Source organism: Anaerosphaera multitolerans, from assembly GCF_004006535.1.
GTDB classification, from domain to species: domain Bacteria; phylum Bacillota; class Clostridia; order Tissierellales; family Peptoniphilaceae; genus Anaerosphaera; species Anaerosphaera multitolerans.
The window spans coordinates 1-19,069 of sequence record NZ_RLIH01000001.1 but is presented as its reverse complement, the minus strand read 5'-3'; the positions used below and the strand labels follow the sequence as shown (position 1 = coordinate 19,069).

The window sequence follows — 19,069 nt, the reverse complement described above, 5'->3', positions numbered from 1 at the left end:
TTTATCTCTCCATTATAAATTTACCTGATTCCAAAGAAAAGAACAAAGTTCTTTTTTCATAGTCTATTTCCATTGCAATATCCAGTTTGTTTTCATCTTCAGAGGCAGAGTTGTATAGGTATACTAAGTTTATATCTGAAATATTTAAAATTATATCCTCTGTACTTTTTGTGGACTCATCATTTACAAAGAGGACTTTATTATTTGATACAATGGTTTCCAAAGGCAGTATTCTAGTATTTTCATAGTTTATATCAGGGTCGGTTTCAGTCTGTCTGTAAACCTGTCTATAGGACTTTACATGGTCCAGGTAAACTTCCAATTCAATGTAATTCTGCATTTCTTCATCGTCTACTACTATAGGAACGGAATTGTCCGTTAAATTAAAAGTTATTTTATAACCTAAATTATCTCCGTCTTTTATGGGGTTTACGGAGCTGATATAAAGGTCTTCAGGTATCCCAACTTTATTTGCTATAAAATTTATGGCGCGCTTTAGAGAAATATAAAGATTTCTTTCAATTGCTTCAAAGTTGGAAGAATCTTGAAATATTATAATGGAATTATCAGTTACAGTCAGTACCTTCCCATCATAGTCAAAGCGAGTCCCGTTATCCTGTGTGGTTTCTCTAATATAATCAATATTTTGATTTAAAAATCGCTCTGCCAAAGTATTTTTAATTTTATTTTGTTCCCTTATATCTTCCTCATTTAGCAGACTGCTTGAAAAATAAACGTCCTTAATGGGAATAATATTTTTCTGAGGATAGTATAGATTTTTTTTAATGCCATAAAGTTCATAAAAATTGTTGTAATTATTATAGCCCTCACCCTCAATATAGCTTAGGGTATTACTTATGTTTTTTTGATTTGGGACCTTGGTTCTAAAATAACCCTTATTATTTCCAATAATTATTTCGGAATTGGAGATATAGACTTTCTCAATGGGAATATTTTCAGTTTCATTATTTTCATTATTTGAAAATCCCAATAGGTTTCTAAATATATTTCCAGTAACTACCTTGTTAAATTCAAAAACAATGGACCTTTGCTGTTGAAGCTCCAAGTATTCATCAAGGGTTATGGAAATTAAATCCTCTTCCTTGGTTTCGTTGTATATCATTGAAATTGTATCTAAATATTCCCTATAGATATCGTCAAAGTTGTGAAGTACTGTGTGTCTGTGTTCTCCGAAATTGACAATCAGCTTTTTCGGCTTTAAAATTTCTATAAAAAGTTCCTCGGGATTGTAAATTTCCTCACTTAGTCCGCTGTCCTTAGATTTTGGAAAACTAAACCAAAGGTAGCTGGATTGAAAAATAGTAAGAGCCACAAGAAGTACAAGTACTATATTTAATAAAATATCTTTTTTCTTCATACTACCACCTATGCAGCTTTGAAAGTCAAAGTTACAGTAGTTCCTTCCTTTAGCTGAGATTGAATTTTAATGTCTCCGCCCATGGCGTCAATTAGTTCCTTTGCAATGGAAAGTCCCAGTCCTGTACCGCCCATGGATCTGCTTCTGCTTTTTTCAACTCTGTAAAATCTTTCAAATATTCTATTTAAATCTTCTTCCGGAATGCCGATTCCGTTATCTTGAACTTTTATATTTACATTAAAGTGATTTGAAGTGGCGGAAATATTTATTTTCCCATCTGCGTTACTGTACTTCACCGCATTGGAAATTATATTCATAAGGATTTGATTAAGGGCATGTTTATCGGCAAATATGTCCTTAATATCCATTGGAATGTCCAATTTAATGGAAAGATTCTTTTCGTCAATAAGCAGTGAAAGACTTTCCAAGGTCTCGCCTATGGCGGAATAGGTGTCAATTTCTTCAATATGCCAATTGGAATTTCCATAATCTATATTGGACAGTTGCAGTAAGTCGGCAACTATACGTTCCATTCTGTTATTTTCTCTATTTATAATACTTATAAAGTGGTTGACTTCCTCTTCTTCCAAGGAAGACTCCAGTAGGGTTTCGCTATAGGACTTAATAGTGGTTATAGGCGTCTTTAATTCATGAGACACATTGGCCACAAATTCCTTTCTCATCATATCCAATTTATGTTCGTTGGTAATGTCCTGTAACACTACAATCAATCCCAAGTTGGCGTTATCCTCTCTCTTATAGGGAGCGTACTTGACTTTGTAAAAATTGTCATCAATTTCAATTTTGTTTTCTCCCTCAAGAGTGGAGTCGTCATAGTAGTTAATATTGGAAATATTTAATTCCGTAAGGTCGATTTTCTTATAGAGGTAATTATCGCCTAAGATTAAAATTTGTCTTGCTATGGGATTGGCATGGATTAAAAACCCCTGTCTGTCCACGGCAATTACACCCTCTGCCATATAGTTAAAAATGGTGTTGAGCTTACTTTTTTCCAAATTCATTTGATTTATAGTGGTATTTAATTCTTCAGTTAAGTAGTTAAACATGGAGCCCAGTTGTCCGATTTCATCATCGCTTTTAACTTCAAACTTCTGGCTGAAATCGCCCTTTGCCATTTTTGAAGCCTTACTTGTAAGGTCTCTTATGGGCTCGGTAATGGAATTGGCAAGTATATAACCTAAAATTATAGTTACTAAAAGCGCCAGTGCAGTGGCATAACCCAGTATCACCTTTGCATAATCTATTATTTGATATACAGGTGATAGTTGTGAAGTCATATAGAGAATTCCGTTTACATTTCCCTCAGAGGTGAAAATCGGTTTTACAATGTGTTTTTCTCTTTTGTCGGAATCCTCATTGGAAATAGTGGCATTTGCTTCCTCTCCCGAAAGCCCTTTTAAAACTAAACTGGGATCTGTTGCCTTAAAGGAAAGAGCATTTTGCCCGTGTATGTTTTTATTTCGATTGGAAGATGCAATAATAACAGGAGGTTCACTGGCATCTATGGCATAGATAACCTCTCCTGAAGGAAGTTGCCAGCTTTCAAAAGTATTTTCAAATTGAAAACTTTGTTCCTTCCAATCGGAACTGCTCATATAATGGGAGGTATTGGTAATAGACGTAAGACTTTGGCTCATATTGTCGGTGATATTTTGAATTTGTTGAAATTCCAGTCTATTTACAATAAAGGCTCCAACTATGGATATACATACGAGTACAAGTAGAAAATATATAGTTATAAATCTATACTTTATACTGTTAAACATGACTATCCTCCAAAATAATAACCCACTCCGCGCTTAGTAAGTATATATTTATAATCCTTTCCCTTATCCTCTATTTTTTCTCTAAGTCTTCTAACAGTTACGTCCACTGTTCTAATATCTCCGTAATATCCGTATTCCCAAACTTCATTTAAAAGAACTTCTCTGGAAAAAACCTGTCCCGGATGGGATGCCAGATACTTTAAAAGTTCATATTCTCTTAAAGTAAGCTCTACAACCTTTCCCTTTTTACGAATTTCATACTTTGTAAGGTCTATAATTAAGTCCTGAGCTTCTATAATTTGAGGCTCTTCAATATTGGACACTTCAAAATCGCGTCTTCTTAAAATAGCTTTAACACGCGCCACTAATTCTCTCATGGAAAAAGGCTTTACTACATAGTCGTCAGCTCCAAGTTCAAGACCTAGAATTTTATCTACTTCATCATCTTTGGCTGTAAGCATAATTACAGGAGTTCGAAAATTTTTTCTAAGCTCCTTTAAAACTGTAAAACCGTCAATTTTCGGCATCATCACATCTAATATTATTAAATCAAAGCTTTCCTTTTCTAAAATATCAAGGCCCTCTTTACCGTCAAAGGCAAGAGTTACGCTGTATCCTTCTCTTTTTAAATTATATTCAATTATTTCGGCAATCGCCTCTTCATCATCTACTACAAGAATTTTTTCGTTCATAATATCCTCCTTGTCAGTATATTCAAAGGTTCAATTCTCGCATATACACATTGTAGCAGATTTGCTCATAAAATAATAATTTTTTTAATTTTTAGGGTATTATAATAACTATAGACAAGAATAAAAATTAGAGGTATAGAATGAAAGATAAATTTATAATAGGAGCTCATCAATCTATGGACAAAGGATTTGAAGGGCTGTTTAATTATGCAGTGGAAGCGCAGTCAAATACATTTCAATTTTTTATGAGAAATCCGAGAGGTTCAAAGGCTAAGGACTTTGACTATAAAGATGCCGACAGGTTAAAGGAACTAATGGAGGAAAGTTCCTTCGGTCCAATGCTCTGTCATGCTCCCTATACTTTAAATCCCTGTTCCGATAAGGAATATGTAAGGGAATTTGCCTTTGAAGTAATGGAAGATGATATTAAAAGAATGGAATACTTTCCGGGACATCTTTATAATTTTCATCCGGGAAGCCACTTAAAACAGGGAATAGATTATGCTGTTGAGGAGATTTCTTCACTTCTAAATAAAATTTTATTTCCTGAGATGCAGACCACTGTGCTTTTAGAAACTATGAGCGGCAAGGGTACTGAAGTGGGGCGAAGTTTTGAGGAGCTTAAAAAAATAATTGACAAAGTGGAGTTAAAAGATAAGTTGGGAGTTTGTTTAGATACCTGCCATATCTATGATGCAGGGTGCGATATAGTTTCTGATTTAGAGGGTGTCTTAAAGGAATTTGACAGTATAATAGGACTTGAAAAACTAAAGGCCATTCACTTAAATGATTCTAAAAACCCAATGGGATCACACAAAGATAGACATGAGGAAATAGGAAAGGGAACTTTAGGAATAGAGGCCTTTAAAAAAATAATAAACCATAGGGATTTAAGAAATTTGCCTTTCTACTTAGAGACACCTTTGGACAATTGGGGGCATAGGGATGAAGTGTTACTTTTAAAATCTCTTAGGGACGACTATGAATAAGGGGAGAAATTATTACTTGGATATGGTTAGGGGACTTATGGTTTTAAGTATGATTCTCTACCATTTATTTTACGATTTAGTTTATTTTTTTAACTATGACATCAATTTTTTTAGAGGTTTTGGAATCAGTCTTTGGCAAAGAGGCACTGTTGTAATTTTTCTATTGGTTTCAGGCGTGAGTTTAAGATTTTACAGCGACTATAAAAAAAGAGGGCTCCAAATATTTATTTTGGGAATTATAATTACGATTATAACTTATATTTTTAATCCCGAAGAATATGTATTGTTTGGAATTTTAAGCCTTATAGGTGCGTCAATAATATTAGTAGGCCTTTTAGAAAAGTATCTTGTAAAAATAAACAGTAAGTTAGGTGCGGTTTTATTTACTATTTTATTTTTTATATTTTTTAATCTCCCAAGGGGCTACTTGGGCTTTGGGAACTATAGAATTTTTCTTCCGAGAATCCTCTATATCTCTAAATATACATTTCCTATAGGACTTCCTGATAGCACCTTTACTTCTCTTGATTACTTTCCTTTAATACCTTGGTTTTTAATTTTTTTAGCAGGATTTTATTTGGGCTTTATACTTTTAAAAGGAGGATATTTAAAAGCGGCGGGAAGACCGAATATCCTATCCTATATAGGTGAGAAAAGTTTAATTATCTACTTAGCACACCAAGTGGTAATCTATGGAGTAATTTATATAGTAAGTAGGTTTGTTTAAAAAAAGAGCCCTGAGGCTCTTTTTTTAATCTTCTGTAGGTATAGGTCTTTTTACAATGTGTTTATAGTAGATTTTTTCCACCATCATTGAAATGGCATTATCACCTGTAACGTTGGCAGCAGTACCGAAACTGTCTTGGGTGATATATAGAGTTATCAATATTGAAGCCAGTGGACTGTCAGTTGCAATTCCCACTACAGGTAGGAATGGAAGAGCACTCATAACTGCTCCTCCCGGAGCTCCAGGTGCTGCAACCATGGCAATACCAAGGATGGCTATAAATTGAATTATCAGACCAAAGCCATGAGGCATTTGATACATTTCAAGTAAAGTGTATACGCAGGCTGTAAGTGTAATCATAGAGCCCGGTAAGTGAACAGTGGCACATAGAGGAATTACAAATTCTCTAATTTGTTTAGATACTCCTATTTTTCTGTTACATTCCACGTTTACAGGAATAGTTGCAGCAGAGGATTGAGTACCAACAGCTGTTAAATATGCAGGGAATGCATTTTTAATTGCTTTAAAAGGATTCTTTCCCGTATATGCTCCTGCCACTATAAACATGGCTGAAATATAAAGTATGTGCAGTATTATAATACATACGAATATTTTTATAAATATTTGAAGTATTGCAAATACTGAACCGGAGTAGGCCATATTTGTAAAGTTTCCGAAAATGAACAATGGAAGTAAAGGTATGATTGCTTTTGAAAGTACCATGTTAATAATTTCATTAAATTCATTTATCAACTTATAAAAACCGTCTCCTGAACCTGTCTGTCTTAAAATTGAAACACATAGACCAAGTAGAAATGCAAGTACCAGTGCTGATGTTACATCAATAATAGGTTCCAGAGGTATTTCAAATATAGCTGTTAAATTTTTCTCAGTTGCACTTTGAATTTGTTCAACCATAGATGGATCTAAGAAACTAGGGAAAATTGTCTTTGCCATAAAGAAGGACAAAGAGCCACCTATTAAAGTTGAAATGTAAGCCAACAAAACAGTTACAAGCAGTAATTTTCCCGCTCCTTCTGATAAATCGGCAATACCCTTAGTTACGAAGGCAATAATCATTAAAGGTATTATGAAGTTAAGAAATTTGCCGAAGTTTGCTGAAATAGTAACAGCTATTTTAGTTACCATTTCCGGTAAGTAGGAACCAACTAGAATACCAAGTATAATTGCAATAATTAACTTGGGAATGAGTCCTAACTTAAATTTCTTTTTTGTTTCTCCCATTTTAATCGCTCCTTATTATTTTTCTAAGAATTCTCTTCTTATTCTCTTGCCGGTCTTAGTGCCTGCGAGTCCGCCTATACCTGTTTCTCTTAAAGACTCATGCATTGCACGTCCTACTTCTCCCATTGCTTGAGTAACTTCATCAAAAGGAACTAAAGATGTAACCCCAGCCAGTGCCATATCAGCTGAAATAAATGCATTAATTACTCCTGAAGCATTTCTAAAGGTGCAAGGGTACTGTACCAGTCCGGCTATAGGATCGCATACAAGTCCAAGGATATTTACCAAGGTAATACTTGCTGCGTGAAGAGCTTGTTCAGGTGTTCCGCCAAGCATAGATACAAGAGCGCTTGCAGCCATTGCTGAAGCTGAACCGCATTCTGCCTGACAGCCACCTTCTGCGCCAGCGAAAGTAGCGTATTTAGCTATTATCTGCCCAATTGCAATAGAAGTCAATAGTCCGTTTTGAATAACTTCATTATCCAAATCATACTTTTCCTTAGCAGCTACAATAGTAGCGGGCATAATTCCCGATGAACCGGCAGTAGGGGCCGCTACAACTTTTCCCATAGCATCGTTTACTTCACTTGTGGAAAAGGCCATAGCCATAGTCTTCATTAAAAACTTACCTATTATAGGTTCTTCATTTTCCTGATACTTATTACACATTTGTGCAAAGCCGTCAGTCATTTGAAACCTTGTAGTATTTTTTTTATTTAAGTTTTCCAAAGCGGAATCGGTCATAACTTTTATAATTTCATCAAGGTGTGCCCTTACTTCAGCTTCACTTTTTTTAGATCTTTTCATCTCTTCATCTAAAACCAAATCATATATATGACAATTCTTTTCCTTACAAGTATCTATAATCTCCTTAGCAGTATTGTACATATATTACACCTCCACATATTTTGTAGTTAAAAATCTATCGTCATCTAAAATTGCAGTTTTTAAATCTTCTGTAAGCGGTTTGTCTATTTCAATGGTCAAAGTAACTACATCAGTTAATTTGTCTTTTTCCGTATTAATGGACTCAATATTGTAGTTACGTTCAGCTAAAAGGGAAGATACAAAGGAGAGAACTCCCTGTTGTTCGTTGTATTTAAGTAGAAGTGTGGAAAATTCTCCTCTAAATTCAATGGGAATTCCATTGATATTTACTATGGTTATAGCTCCACCGCCTATGGAGGAACCTATTACATATTCATCTGGCTTGTCTTCAAAGTGAAAAACCACCTTTACACTGTTGGGATGGTATTCCTCTCCAAGATTAACTGTTTTTACTTTAAAGTCCACTCCTTTTTCCTTGGCAATTTCAAAAGAAGACCTTATTCTATCGTCATCAGGTTCATATCCCATAATTCCGCCAACTAAAGCCTTATCCGTTCCGTGGCCCTTATATGTAAGTGCAAAGGAACCGTGGAGAAGAAATTCAACGGACTTGAAATCGTTGCCACAAATTTTCTGTGCTGTATTGGCTATTCTACAAGCTCCAGCAGTATGTGAACTGGAAGGACCGACCATTATAGGACCAAGTACATCAAAAGCACTATATTCTACCATTATCAAAACCCCCTCAAAATATTTATACTTACATTATAATACAGTAAATTCACATTCATTGCAATAAACAAAGGGAGCTGATAAGTAAAAAAATAATAAATTTAACAGGTCCTTTAGGTAAATTCTATAGTCTATTTTTCGGCAAATATAGAGAAAGAATAAAGGAGGAAATAAATAATTCCTTTACCTAAGTAAATTAATGTATATTCTTACTACCTTTTGAAGAAACGATTGCAAGGAAATAAAAATTTATAGTATACTTTAGTCGAGGAGGAGTTTGAATTATGAAAAAAGGACAAAGCAAAAATAATCAAGAAGTAGGAGGCTTTTTAAAGGGCGTTGAGAGAATTGGAAATAAGCTTCCACACCCGGCAATATTATTTGTTATTTTATCGGTTGTAGTAATTATAGCTTCCGAAATAGTATCAAGAATGGGTACAACTGTAACCTACTATGATGCTAAGGCGGCTGAAGAGGTTACTGTAAGTGCATTATCACTTTTCAATGCAGAGGGACTTGCATATATTTTCAACTCTGCAACGACAAACTTTACGGGATTTGCTCCTTTAGGAACAGTGCTTGTAGCTATGCTGGGAGTTGGTGTGGCTGAATGGACTGGTCTTTTTGATGCAACTCTTAAAAAATTACTTTTAAATGCAAATAAGAAAATATTGACACCTATAGTAGTATTTACAGGTATTATGTCAAATATTGCATCTGATGCGGGATACGTTGTAGTTATTCCCATAGGGGCAATGATATTTGCAATGGCGGGACGTCACCCTCTTGCAGGACTTGCAGCGGCTTTTGCCGGAGTATCAGGCGGTTTCTCTGCAAACTTGGCGCTTGGAACTACAGATCCCTTACTTACAGGAATTACCAATGAAGCTTTAAAGGCAGGCGGAATAGACATGGTGTTGGCGCCTACTTGTAACTGGTACTTCCTATTTGTTTCAACTTTTGTACTTACTATAGTTGGTACATTTGTAACTGACAAAATAGTAGAAAAGAATTTAGGTACTTATACAGGTGAATATGAGCCTGACAGAAGTGAAGTTACTCCGTTGGAAAATAAAGGCCTTAGAAATGCCTTAATAGCACTTTTAATTTTTGTAGCAATAATGGCTTTCTTAATGTTCCCTAAAAATGCAGTATTTAGAGCGTTAGATGAAGCATCAGGTAAAATGAAATTAAATAATTTCCTAAACAACGGTTTAATTCCTGCGATTTTACTTTTATTCTTGGTTCCCGGATATGTTTACGGTAAGACTGTTGGGAAAATTAAAACAACGCATGATTTGGTAACAGCTATGACAAGTGCAATGGAATCCATGGGAGCTTACATGGTACTTGCATTCTTTGCATCTCAGTTTGTGGCATTCTTTGGGAAGACTAACTTGGGAGTTATAGTTTCAGTAAAGGGAGCGGAATTTTTAGAAAGTATAGGACTTACGGGAATACCGCTAATTATATTGTTTATTTTAGTGGCAGCTTTCCTAAATCTTTTTATGGGTTCAGCTTCTGCAAAGTGGGCGATAATGGCTCCGATATTCGTGCCTATGATGTACAAGTTGGGACTTCATCCGGCACTTACGCAAGTGGCTTACCGTATAGGAGACTCTTCTACTAATATAATAACTCCGCTTATGAGTTACTTTGCAATGATAGTTGTATTTATGCAAAAATATGAAAAAGATTCCGGACTTGGAACTTTGATTTCAATGATGTTGCCTTATTCAATGGCATTCTTAATTTCTTGGACAATTATGATGATACTTTGGATGTTAATTGGACTTCCTGTAGGACCTGAAGCTCCATTATTTATCTAAGATTAAAAATTGACAAGGTTAAATACCCTGTATTGATTTACAATAAATTTCAATACAGGGTGTTTTTATTGTTTAAATTATCTTTTTAGTTGAAAAATTTCAAAATTAGAAATATCATAGAATTAGCGTAGAATTTAAAAGGGATAAGGGGTGGGAGCTTGAGTATAGAAAACAGAATAAAAAGCAAGAGAAAAGAGTTAAATTTAACGCAAAGAGATTTGGCGCAAAAAATGGACATAAGCGTAAGTGTAATGAATAGAATTGAAAAGGGCAGCAGGGCAATAAGAGATGAAGAACTAATTAAACTTACGAAAATTTTAGAAGTATCACCAAAGTACTTATTGGGTTTAAATAAAAAAGGGGAAAGGGAGACAGTTGAAATTCCCCTATATCGTATTATTTCAAGGAATAGTAAAATTTTTTCAAGAGAAGAGATAATAGGTTATGAAGAAATCCCCAGTGAATGGCAGGATAAAGGAGAATTTTTTGCTCTTAGAATTAAGGGAGTAAGTATGATGCCGCGTTTTGTAGATGGCGATGTGGCAATTGTAAAAAGACAAAGTGACTGTGAAAATGGTGAATTGGCAATAGTCTTAGTAGGAGATGACATAGCTACATTAAAACAAGTAAAGAAGTATAAAGAGGGAATTGAACTTATAGGCTATAACACTTCTGTATATCCGCCTCATTTTTACAGCAATGAAGAAATTAAGGAATTGTCTGTGGAAATAATCGGAGTGGCTGTAGAAATTAGAGTTAAAATTTAAGAATAGATTTATTTGTCTTAAATAAAATCTAGCTTAGTTCCACGGGGAATAAAGGAACCTGTATTTGGCGGGACTATTTTAAGTTCATATATCTATAAACTTACAGCGCCCTTTGTAATTATAATTTTAATATTTATAATAGGTAGCAAAAAACGGGATTAAAAGTATTTCAATAAGAAGACAATATAAACCCACAGCATTGCTATGGGTTTATATTACATAAATATTGCTTTAATTTCTAAAAATTCTTCAAAACCGTACTTACTTCCCTCTCTACCGAGACCGGACTGCTTATAGCCGCCAAAAGGAGCATTTTGACTGAAGACTCCATCGTTTATTTGAATTTGTCCGGTGCGGATTTGTCTTGCAACTTCCAGAGCTTCTTTTTCAGGTCCGAATACCATACCTGAAAGGCCGTAGATGCTGTCGTTTCCTATTTCAATAGCCTCTTCCAAAGTATCATAGTAAATTACAGAGAGTACAGGACCGAAGATTTCCTCCTGTGCTATTTTTGATTTAGGAGCTACATCTGTAAATATTACAGGTCCAATATAGTATCCTTCACCTTTAGGAATCTCACCCTCATATAGTAATCTAGCTTCTTCTTTTCCTATTTCAATATATCTGCTTACTTTTTCAAACTGGGCTTTTGATTGCAGAGGACCGACATCTGTACTTTCATCTTCGGGATTACCGAATTTATAGCTCTTTGTAAGTTCAATTAAATGTTTTTCAATTTCTGGCTTTAGACTTCTGGGAGCAACTAATCTGCTCTTAGCGGAGCAAGTTTGGCCTACGTTTAAATATACAGTGTCCAATACCTTTTTCAAAGACATTTTTAAATCAGCTCCCTCAAGTACAACTGCCGCAGATTTTCCGCCCAACTCCAAGGTGATTTTCTTAACTGTATCCAAGGCCAGCTTTCCGATTTCTTTACCGCCTGAAGTGGAGCCTGTAAAAGTTACCATATCCACATCGCTGTCTCTTGCAAGAATATTTCCCACTTCTCCGCCTCTTCCCGGCAACAGTTGAAACACTCCCGGAGGAAGTTTTGCGTATTCAGCCGCTTCTGCAAAGTAGTAAGCTGTAAGAGGAGTTCTCTTACTTGGCTTTAATAAAATCGTATTTCCCGTTAACAGTCCCGGAATTACTTTTTTTACAATTTGACCGAAGGGATAATTCCACGGTGTTATACAAGCTATAACACCTACAGGTTCTCTGTAGATTTTAAAATCCTTATTGTCTTCCGCATAGGAATAATTTTCTGCAATTTCAAAGTAATTTTCAATATTAGCAAGATAGGGTTCAACATGGCGATTCTTTCCAAAACTTAGAGGACAACCTAATTCCAATGAAAGTGTTTTGGAAATTTCGTCTTTGTGTTTAACAAGGTAGTCATAGATTTTTCTTACATAGTTTAAGCGCTCTAAGGGGTCGGTCTTACTCCACATTGGAAAGCTGCTTTTGCTGCCCTTTATTGCAAGTAGAACATCATTTTCCGTTGCAGCCGGCACTTTTGCGAGGATTTCCCTAGTGGCAGGATTTTCAACCTCTATAAAGTCATTGCCTTGTGAGGGAATCCATTTTCCATTAATATATAAATTATAATCTTTCAAAATAGGACCTCCATTCTTTTTTCCATATATACCCATTAAAAGAAGTTTTGAGAAATGAAAAGAGTTATGGCATAAAAATTTAATATAAATCTAAGTTAATCTGTGAAAGAAAACTCTAAGATTTAAACATTGACAGCTGTTGATTTCCTTCTTCTTTCAATAAATTAACTATATAGTCCTCTATTAATTTTTGCATGGTAGTATTATGATTTATACAGTATATTTTCAACTCTTTTAACACCTGAGCATCTAACTTAAAAGACGTCTGTATCCTCTCTTTCTTTTTCATAATAATCACCTATCCTTATAATAATTATAGCTTGAAAAACGCTTGATTACAAACTTTAGAGAGCTAATGGCTTTAAAATTTTTAAAATTTCGCATTTAAGAGTAACTTGAAATTCCTATTTTTTAAAGAAGTAAACTTATGGATATAGTAGCTTAAATTAGGAACAGAATTTATAATAAATACCTTTGTAGTTTTCTAATAGTAAATATATTAATTACTGGGAAAGCTAAAGAAAATTTTATATGAAAAGAAGATAGATAGAGAAAACAATACAAAGAAAGCAACTCATTAAATTAAGAAGTTAAAAACAACAAGCTTGAGGATTAACTTTTTCCTCAGGTTTATTTTAATCGCCATTAAAAATATATACTAGATTATTTAGATTGTTCACATTATGAGGTTTGATTTTTAAAGTACAAAATTCATCTCCTGTTTCACTATAGATATAGTTTAAGACTAAGAGATCATTATTAAAGATACAGGGAATATTAAGAGCGACTAGAGGGATGAAACCTATTTTGTAATCTATTTCTTAAATTTATCAAGATCAACTTTGGATTTTGATGTTGTAATTAATGACATAAGTTGATTTTCACATTCTACAGTTAATGTTGGAGCTGCTTTACTCATATCGAAGTTTTTTTAGCATCTTTAAGTGTAAATATAGTGGTAGAACGATTTATAATTTCAAAGCCTGCATTTTCGTTATTTAAATAATTTTTAAGGGTATAAATATCAAACACAGTATCACCTCCAATTTTAATGTAGCGTGGCATAACTTTAGCGGTATTTTAAAATAGAATATTATTATATAAGTTACATATAAAGACTTATCAATGAAATTTAATAGAACTATATATTATGGGCAGGTACTTTTACTAGAGAATATAAAATTATTTAAATTATTAATTGTTAGGGTTAGTTTGGAGTGAATGTTATGGCAAATAAAAAAGTAAATAAAAGGATATATGTTTTTTTAATCTTAAGCTGTCTTTTGATTTTAATCTTTCAAGCAATGGTTTTTTTGAGTAAATCAATAGTTAATATTGATATAAAATGGTTTAAACTTTTATATTACATATGTATTGGCTATGTTATTTTTGTAATATTGTATGGCATCATAAAGAGAGAAATATTAAAACGAATGCCTCTGCTGCTATTTGCCCTTCAACTGATATTATTAATAATAGTAATTGCAACAATTAAATTTTATATTTTGTAATTAAGGGAGATTGTTTTAGTATCTTGGATTAGATTTATTTTATCTTCTATACTTTTATGCTGGATGTATATTTTTTACATTTATTTTGGAGTTTTATTTGCTGTGTAATGCTAGCGCAATGCAACGATACATAAAAATAAAAAGTGTATTTTCCAACGATATAGAACCACTTAGGAAAATACACTTATACTTGGTGCACGCAGAGGGAGTCGAACCCCCGACCTACGCTTTAGGAGAGCGTCGCTCTATCCTACTGAGCTATGCATGCTTACTTAATAACTTGATGTATTTTATTATAATATAAATTCAAAGTCAAATAAAGGGCAAAATGTAGTTACACTTTGCCCTTTAAAAATTTCCTAAAGTTTTATTTAACTATTTGACGATCTTTAACTACTAATTCACCTTTTTTATAAACTTCACTACATAGGTTTGTAGCAAAGAAATAAAGTGTGTAGTCTAAGTTCGGAGCATCAAAGATAGTTATATCAGCGTCTTTACCAACGTCTAAACTACCGATTCTATCAGCTCTTGCCACTGAATAAGCAGCGTTTATAGTAACTGCATTATAAACTTCAATTGGTGTAAGTTTCATAGCAAGACATCCAAGTTGCATTATAAATTGTAAGTTTGCCATAGGACATGAACCCGGGTTTGAGTCTGTGGTTAAAGTTATAGCCATACCTGCATCAAGCATTTTTCTAGCCGGAGCATATTGCTCAGCCATTAATGAAAAAGTAGTTCCCGGAAGTAAATTTCCGATTACTCCTGCATCTGCAAGCTTTTTAATATCTTCATCAGTTATTACCATTAAGTGTTCGGCGCTTGTAGTTTTTAAATCTGCTGCTACAACACTTCCGCCAATAGAGTCGATTTCATCAGCGTGGATACGTGTTTTAAATCCTTGTTCTTGAGCTGCCTTTAACAGTTTATAGGATTGTTCAGCTGTAAAAACTCCGGTTTCACAGAATATATCTACAAATTCCGCAAGATTTTCCTCTTTTACTTTTGGAAGCATTCCAATTACTTCATCAATAAAGGCATCCGGATTGTCAATGTATTCCTTAGGTATTGCATGAGCTCCCATAAAAGTGGAAACTAAATCAATTGGCATATCTTCGTCTAGTTTTTTAGCAACTTCAAGTTGTTTCTTTTCATTTTCCCAGTCTAGACCGTAACCTGATTTTGCCTCAACTGTAGTTACTCCGTGGTACATCATATGCTCAAGTAGTTTTTTGGATTTGTCGTATAGATTTTCAAAAGAAGCTTTTTGAGTTGCAGTTTGAGTTGCAAGAATTCCTCCACCTTCTTTTAATATGTCAATATAGGAAACTCCGTTTAATTTTTTAGCGAATTCATTTTCCCTACTTCCGCCGTATACCAAGTGAGTATGACAATCGATTAAGCCTGGAGTTGCAATACGACCTGTTAGGTCAACCATTTCTGTTTTATCGTCAATAAGGTTTTTAGGAACCTCTCCTTCTCCAACTTCTAAAATTTTTCCGTCGGCTATGGCAATATAACCGTTTTTCAGTATTTTGGCTTCGTTCATTTCAGCACCTTTTAAAGGGTGGCCAGGGTCTACTGGACAAAAAATTTCATTTAAATTATATAATATTTTATTAGCTGCCATTATAACCTCCTATTATTATTTTCAAATTAATATTTACTGTAATTTTACCCATTCAACTACAATTATATCACTAATACTGTTATAATCATAATAAAGAGCTAATATCTAATAAGTGTCAAATAATTTAAAATGATTTGCAAACTTTTGCAATTACGTGGAAAATAATTAAAATAATAAATTTATATGAGTAGACAATTTAAAGACGGACAATAAGTAAGATGTTATCAAAAGACCAGTTATTAGAATATTTTAATATAAAGAGGAGGAATAAAAAATGATTAGTAACAATGAAATTGCAAGTTCAATGAAAATTAAACTTGAATTTGACGAACTACCAGAAATGCCAAAATTCCAAGAGGGAATTCGTAGAGCTCCGGATAGAGGATTCCGTCTATCTCAAGCACAAACTGAAGTGGCTCTAAAAAACGCACTAAGATACATTCCTGAAAAATTCCATGAAGAATTAATTCCTGAGTTCCTAGAAGAACTTACTACTACTGGAAGAATTTACGGTTACAGATTTAGACCTGAGGGAAGAATTTACGGAAAACCAATTGACGAGTATAAGGGAAATTGTATAGAGGGAAAGGCGTTCCAAGTTATGATTGACAACAACCTTGACTTTGAAATTGCTCTTTATCCTTATGAATTAGTTACTTATGGTGAAACAGGACAAGTTTGCCAAAACTGGATGCAGTACAATTTAATTATGAGATATTTAGAGGAAATGACTCAAGAACAAACTTTAGTAGTTGAATCTGGTCATCCGCTTGGACTATTTAAATCAAGACCAAATTCTCCAAGAGTTATAATTACAAACGGTTTATTAATTGGTGAGTATGATAACCTTGAAGATTGGGAAGTTGCTGAGGAAATGGGAGTTACTAACTACGGTCAAATGACTGCTGGTGGTTGGATGTACATTGGACCTCAAGGAATAGTTCACGGAACATTTAATACTATTCTTAACGCTGGTAGATTAAAGCTAGGTATCCCGGCTGAGGGAGATTTAAGAGGAAAGTTATTCGTTACATCAGGACTTGGCGGAATGAGTGGTGCTCAAGGTAAGGCTGGAGAAATTGCAAATGCAGTTGCAATTGTAGCTGAAGTTGACATTTCAAGAATTGAAACCAGACTTGAGCAAGGTTGGATTTCTAAACTTGCTAGAACTCCTGCAGAAGCTTGTGAAATAGCTAAGGAATACCTTGAAAAAGAAGAAGCTATGTCAATTGCATATCATGGTAATATAGTTGACTTGCTTGAGTACATGGATGAGCATAACTTCCATATAGATCTTCTTTCCGACCAAACTTCTTGCCATAACGTATATGGTGGAGGATATTGTCCAGCAGGAATTACTTTTGAAGAAAGAACAAGAATGCTTGGAGAAGATCACGATCAATTCGTTAAATTAGTAGATGAAACACTTGTAAGACACTATAACGTAATTAAATCATTAGTTTCTAAGGGAGTTTATTTCTTTGACTACGGTAACTCATTTATGAAAGCTATTTACGATGCCGGTGTTAAGGAAATTTCTAAAAACGGCGTAGACGATAAAGACGGATTTATTTGGCCTTCATATGTTGAAGATATTATGGGACCTCTTCTATTTGATTACGGATATGGACCATTTAGATGGGTTTGCTTAAGCGGTAAACATGAAGACTTAGTAACTACTGACCACGCTGCTATGGAAGCAATTGATCCTACAAGAAGATACCAAGATAGAGATAACTATAACTGGATTAGAGATGCTGAAAAGAACCAATTAGTAGTTGGAACTGAAGCTAGAATTCTTTACCAAGACGAAGAGGGAAGAGTTAACATTGCGCTTGCATTTAACAAGTTAGTAAGAGAAGGAAAAGTTGGTCCTGTAATGATAGGTCGTGACCACCATGACGTATCTGGAACTGACTCTCCATTTAGAGAAACTTCTAATATTAAAGACGGTTCAAACGTAACTGCTGATATGGCTGTTCAATGTTATGCCGGAAACGCTGCAAGAGGAATGAGTTTAATAGCTCTTCACAACGGTGGTGGAGTAGGTATTGGTAAATCAATTAACGGTGGATTCGGACTAGTACTTGACGGTTCAGAAAGAGTTGATGAAATAATCAAACTTTCAATGAGCTGGGACGTAATTGGTGGAGTTGCAAGACGTAACTGGGCAAGAAATGACAATGCAATGTCAACATCAATTGAGTTTAACAAGAAACACGAAGACGAAGCTCACATTACTATTCCTTATTTAGCTGATGAAGATTTAGTTAAAAAATCAGTTGCAAAGGTATTTGAAAAGTAAGATATAAAATATTTTAAGGAAGGCATCTAGCCTTCCTTTTTTGAGTTTTAATAATTCTAAAAAATTTCTAATTATTTTAAAAGTCATAGAAAAATGCAACCTGTTAGTATAAAATTATATGAAGTAAAGAGAGGTTGGAGAATGAAAGTAAAAATTATTGCAGATTCAGGTTGCGACTTGCCTAAAGAAGTTGTAGAAAAATTTGATATAGATATCCTTAATATAATAGTAACTAATAAAGGAATAGAATATAGAGACGGTTTAGATTTAAAAAATACCGAACTGTTTAAAAAACAAAGACTGGGGGAAGATTTTAAAACTGCTCAAATCCCCATGTATGATTATTTGACAAGTTTTGAAAAGGCTGCCGAGGAAGGAGACTTCATATATATTTCTCTCTCATCAGGTATTACAGGTGGATATAGCAATTCACTTTTGGCAATAGAAAGTATAAAAGAAAAGTACCCTAATAGAGAAATGGTTTCAATAGACTCTCAATCAGCATCAGTGGGTTTTGGACTTGTAACCTACTATGCGGCTATGGCTGCTAAAAATGGAGCTGATTTTAATGAATTGGTGGAACTTTTAGATTTTTTAGTTAAAAACATAAAACACATTTTTACAGTATCAGATATGGAGTACTTATATAGAGGAGGAAGAGTTTCAAGGACAGCACGTTCTGTAGGAAAACTTTTAAATATAAGACCATTAATAGACGTTACAGATAAGAAATTACAAGTTAAAGAATTATCCAGAGGGAACCACAAAGCCTATAAGAGAATGCTTGAAATAATAAAGACTTCTATAGAAAAAAGTAGGTCCTATGATTATATCTTTCCTATATATGGAGAAGAAATTACTGCAATTGAACCCTTTTTAAAGTTGCTGGAGGAAAATTTGGTGATTAATATTATGCCTCAGCAATTGGGATGTGCCATAGGAGCCCACACGGGACCTGATATAGCCGGAGCAGGATATTTGGATAAGGAGATACCGGAAAAGTTTCATAAATATTTGGAATAAATATAAT

Annotated in this window: 17 protein-coding genes and 1 tRNA gene; 7 read left to right on the top strand and 11 right to left on the bottom strand. The window is 34.1% G+C overall.

The window, feature by feature from the left end; genetic code table 11:
* Window position 1 precedes the first annotated feature (1 nt).
* Genes EF514_RS00080 through EF514_RS00070 form a run of 3 tightly spaced genes read right to left on the bottom strand, consistent with a single transcriptional unit; the run spans window position 2 to window position 3,857 of the window.
* On the bottom strand, window positions 2-1,378 hold the full coding sequence (locus tag EF514_RS00080) for a hypothetical protein (RefSeq protein WP_127722569.1): 1,377 nt from the start codon (window positions 1,376-1,378) through the stop codon (window positions 2-4).
* Window positions 1,379-1,386: 8 nt separating this feature from the next.
* On the bottom strand, window positions 1,387-3,165 hold the full coding sequence (locus EF514_RS00075; protein ID WP_127722567.1) for a HAMP domain-containing sensor histidine kinase: 1,779 nt from the start codon (window positions 3,163-3,165) through the stop codon (window positions 1,387-1,389).
* Between the two features lie 2 nt (window positions 3,166-3,167).
* Window positions 3,168-3,857: a response regulator gene (locus EF514_RS00070; RefSeq protein ID WP_127722565.1), complete on the bottom strand. Its 690-nt coding sequence runs from the start codon at window positions 3,855-3,857 to the stop codon at window positions 3,168-3,170.
* 140 nt (window positions 3,858-3,997) lie between these two features.
* Here EF514_RS00070 and EF514_RS00065 point away from each other — a divergent pair, with 140 nt between their 5' ends.
* On the top strand, window positions 3,998-4,846 hold the full coding sequence (locus EF514_RS00065; RefSeq protein ID WP_127722563.1) for a deoxyribonuclease IV: 849 nt from the start codon (window positions 3,998-4,000) through the stop codon (window positions 4,844-4,846).
* Window positions 4,839-5,573, top strand: coding sequence for an acetyltransferase domain-containing protein (locus EF514_RS00060; protein ID WP_127722561.1), 735 nt, complete (start codon window positions 4,839-4,841; stop codon window positions 5,571-5,573). The genes EF514_RS00065 and EF514_RS00060 overlap by 8 nt, the downstream gene beginning before the upstream one ends.
* Window positions 5,574-5,597: 24 nt before the next feature.
* On the opposite strand, the gene EF514_RS00055 is transcribed toward EF514_RS00060, so the two are convergent.
* From EF514_RS00055 to sdaAB, 3 genes are read right to left on the bottom strand one after another with little or no spacing between them, the layout of a single operon-like run.
* Window positions 5,598-6,818 (bottom strand): dicarboxylate/amino acid:cation symporter, encoded by a 1,221-nt coding sequence (locus EF514_RS00055; RefSeq protein ID WP_127722559.1) that lies wholly within the window; start codon window positions 6,816-6,818, stop codon window positions 5,598-5,600.
* A 15-nt stretch (window positions 6,819-6,833) separates the two neighbouring features.
* On the bottom strand, window positions 6,834-7,706 hold the full coding sequence (gene sdaAA / locus EF514_RS00050; protein ID WP_127722557.1) for an L-serine ammonia-lyase, iron-sulfur-dependent, subunit alpha: 873 nt from the start codon (window positions 7,704-7,706) through the stop codon (window positions 6,834-6,836).
* 3 nt (window positions 7,707-7,709) lie between these two features.
* Window positions 7,710-8,378: an L-serine ammonia-lyase, iron-sulfur-dependent subunit beta gene (sdaAB, locus tag EF514_RS00045; RefSeq protein WP_127722555.1), complete on the bottom strand. Its 669-nt coding sequence runs from the start codon at window positions 8,376-8,378 to the stop codon at window positions 7,710-7,712.
* Window positions 8,379-8,662: 284 nt separating this feature from the next.
* On the opposite strand from sdaAB, the gene EF514_RS00040 reads away from it, so the two are divergent.
* Together EF514_RS00040 and EF514_RS00035 are read left to right on the top strand one after the other, a co-directional pair.
* Window positions 8,663-10,207, top strand: coding sequence for an AbgT family transporter (locus EF514_RS00040; protein WP_127722553.1), 1,545 nt, complete (start codon window positions 8,663-8,665; stop codon window positions 10,205-10,207).
* A 158-nt stretch (window positions 10,208-10,365) separates the two neighbouring features.
* The gene (locus tag EF514_RS00035; protein WP_127722551.1) at window positions 10,366-10,974 is read left to right on the top strand and encodes a LexA family protein; all 609 of its coding nucleotides are present in this window, start codon (window positions 10,366-10,368) and stop codon (window positions 10,972-10,974) included.
* A 215-nt stretch (window positions 10,975-11,189) separates the two neighbouring features.
* Here the strand turns inward: EF514_RS00035 and EF514_RS00030 are convergent, their stop codons facing one another.
* From EF514_RS00030 to EF514_RS10700, 3 genes are all read right to left on the bottom strand, one after another.
* Window positions 11,190-12,590: an aldehyde dehydrogenase family protein gene (locus EF514_RS00030; RefSeq protein WP_164845502.1), complete on the bottom strand. Its 1,401-nt coding sequence runs from the start codon at window positions 12,588-12,590 to the stop codon at window positions 11,190-11,192.
* A gap of 115 nt (window positions 12,591-12,705) precedes the next feature.
* The gene (locus EF514_RS10705; protein WP_164845501.1) at window positions 12,706-12,879 is read right to left on the bottom strand and encodes a hypothetical protein; all 174 of its coding nucleotides are present in this window, start codon (window positions 12,877-12,879) and stop codon (window positions 12,706-12,708) included.
* A 626-nt stretch (window positions 12,880-13,505) separates the two neighbouring features.
* Window positions 13,506-13,655 carry a hypothetical protein gene (locus tag EF514_RS10700; RefSeq protein WP_164845500.1) on the bottom strand — a complete coding sequence of 50 codons (150 nt, stop codon included), beginning with the start codon at window positions 13,653-13,655 and terminating at the stop codon, window positions 13,506-13,508.
* A gap of 161 nt (window positions 13,656-13,816) precedes the next feature.
* Between EF514_RS10700 and EF514_RS00025 the strand changes: the two genes are divergently transcribed.
* Entirely contained in the window at window positions 13,817-14,101 is a 285-nt protein-coding gene (locus EF514_RS00025) for a hypothetical protein (RefSeq protein WP_127722547.1), read from the top strand.
* 191 nt (window positions 14,102-14,292) lie between these two features.
* On the opposite strand, the gene EF514_RS00020 is transcribed toward EF514_RS00025, so the two are convergent.
* Together EF514_RS00020 and hutI are read right to left on the bottom strand one after the other, a co-directional pair.
* Window positions 14,293-14,369: transfer RNA gene (locus tag EF514_RS00020), tRNA-Arg, on the bottom strand.
* A 99-nt stretch (window positions 14,370-14,468) separates the two neighbouring features.
* The gene (gene hutI, locus EF514_RS00015; RefSeq protein ID WP_127722545.1) at window positions 14,469-15,734 is read right to left on the bottom strand and encodes an imidazolonepropionase; all 1,266 of its coding nucleotides are present in this window, start codon (window positions 15,732-15,734) and stop codon (window positions 14,469-14,471) included.
* A 274-nt stretch (window positions 15,735-16,008) separates the two neighbouring features.
* On the opposite strand from hutI, the gene EF514_RS00010 reads away from it, so the two are divergent.
* Window positions 16,009-18,039 carry a urocanate hydratase gene (locus EF514_RS00010; protein ID WP_127722543.1) on the top strand — a complete coding sequence of 677 codons (2,031 nt, stop codon included), beginning with the start codon at window positions 16,009-16,011 and terminating at the stop codon, window positions 18,037-18,039.
* 141 nt (window positions 18,040-18,180) lie between these two features.
* Complete coding sequence (locus EF514_RS00005; protein WP_127722536.1) at window positions 18,181-19,062, top strand: DegV family protein; 882 nt, start codon at window positions 18,181-18,183, stop codon at window positions 19,060-19,062.
* Window positions 19,063-19,069 lie beyond the last annotated feature (7 nt).

Bases quoted from the DNA above. Each gene is read 5' to 3' on its own strand.
- EF514_RS00080 (WP_127722569.1), bottom strand. From the start codon at position 1,378: ATGAAGAAAAAAGATATTTTATTAAATATAGTACTTGTACTTCTTGTG.
- EF514_RS00075 (WP_127722567.1), bottom strand. From the start codon at position 3,165: ATGTTTAACAGTATAAAGTATAGATTTATAACTATATATTTTCTACTT.
- EF514_RS00070 (WP_127722565.1), bottom strand. From the start codon at position 3,857: ATGAACGAAAAAATTCTTGTAGTAGATGATGAAGAGGCGATTGCCGAA.
- EF514_RS00065 (WP_127722563.1), top strand. From the start codon at position 3,998: ATGAAAGATAAATTTATAATAGGAGCTCATCAATCTATGGACAAAGGA.
- EF514_RS00060 (WP_127722561.1), top strand. From the start codon at position 4,839: ATGAATAAGGGGAGAAATTATTACTTGGATATGGTTAGGGGACTTATG.
- EF514_RS00055 (WP_127722559.1), bottom strand. From the start codon at position 6,818: ATGGGAGAAACAAAAAAGAAATTTAAGTTAGGACTCATTCCCAAGTTA.
- sdaAA (WP_127722557.1), bottom strand. From the start codon at position 7,706: ATGTACAATACTGCTAAGGAGATTATAGATACTTGTAAGGAAAAGAAT.
- sdaAB (WP_127722555.1), bottom strand. From the start codon at position 8,378: ATGGTAGAATATAGTGCTTTTGATGTACTTGGTCCTATAATGGTCGGT.
- EF514_RS00040 (WP_127722553.1), top strand. From the start codon at position 8,663: ATGAAAAAAGGACAAAGCAAAAATAATCAAGAAGTAGGAGGCTTTTTA.
- EF514_RS10705 (WP_164845501.1), bottom strand. From the start codon at position 12,879: ATGAAAAAGAAAGAGAGGATACAGACGTCTTTTAAGTTAGATGCTCAG.
- EF514_RS10700 (WP_164845500.1), bottom strand. From the start codon at position 13,655: ATGCCACGCTACATTAAAATTGGAGGTGATACTGTGTTTGATATTTAT.
- EF514_RS00025 (WP_127722547.1), top strand. From the start codon at position 13,817: ATGGCAAATAAAAAAGTAAATAAAAGGATATATGTTTTTTTAATCTTA.
- hutI (WP_127722545.1), bottom strand. From the start codon at position 15,734: ATGGCAGCTAATAAAATATTATATAATTTAAATGAAATTTTTTGTCCA.
- EF514_RS00010 (WP_127722543.1), top strand. From the start codon at position 16,009: ATGATTAGTAACAATGAAATTGCAAGTTCAATGAAAATTAAACTTGAA.
- EF514_RS00005 (WP_127722536.1), top strand. From the start codon at position 18,181: ATGAAAGTAAAAATTATTGCAGATTCAGGTTGCGACTTGCCTAAAGAA.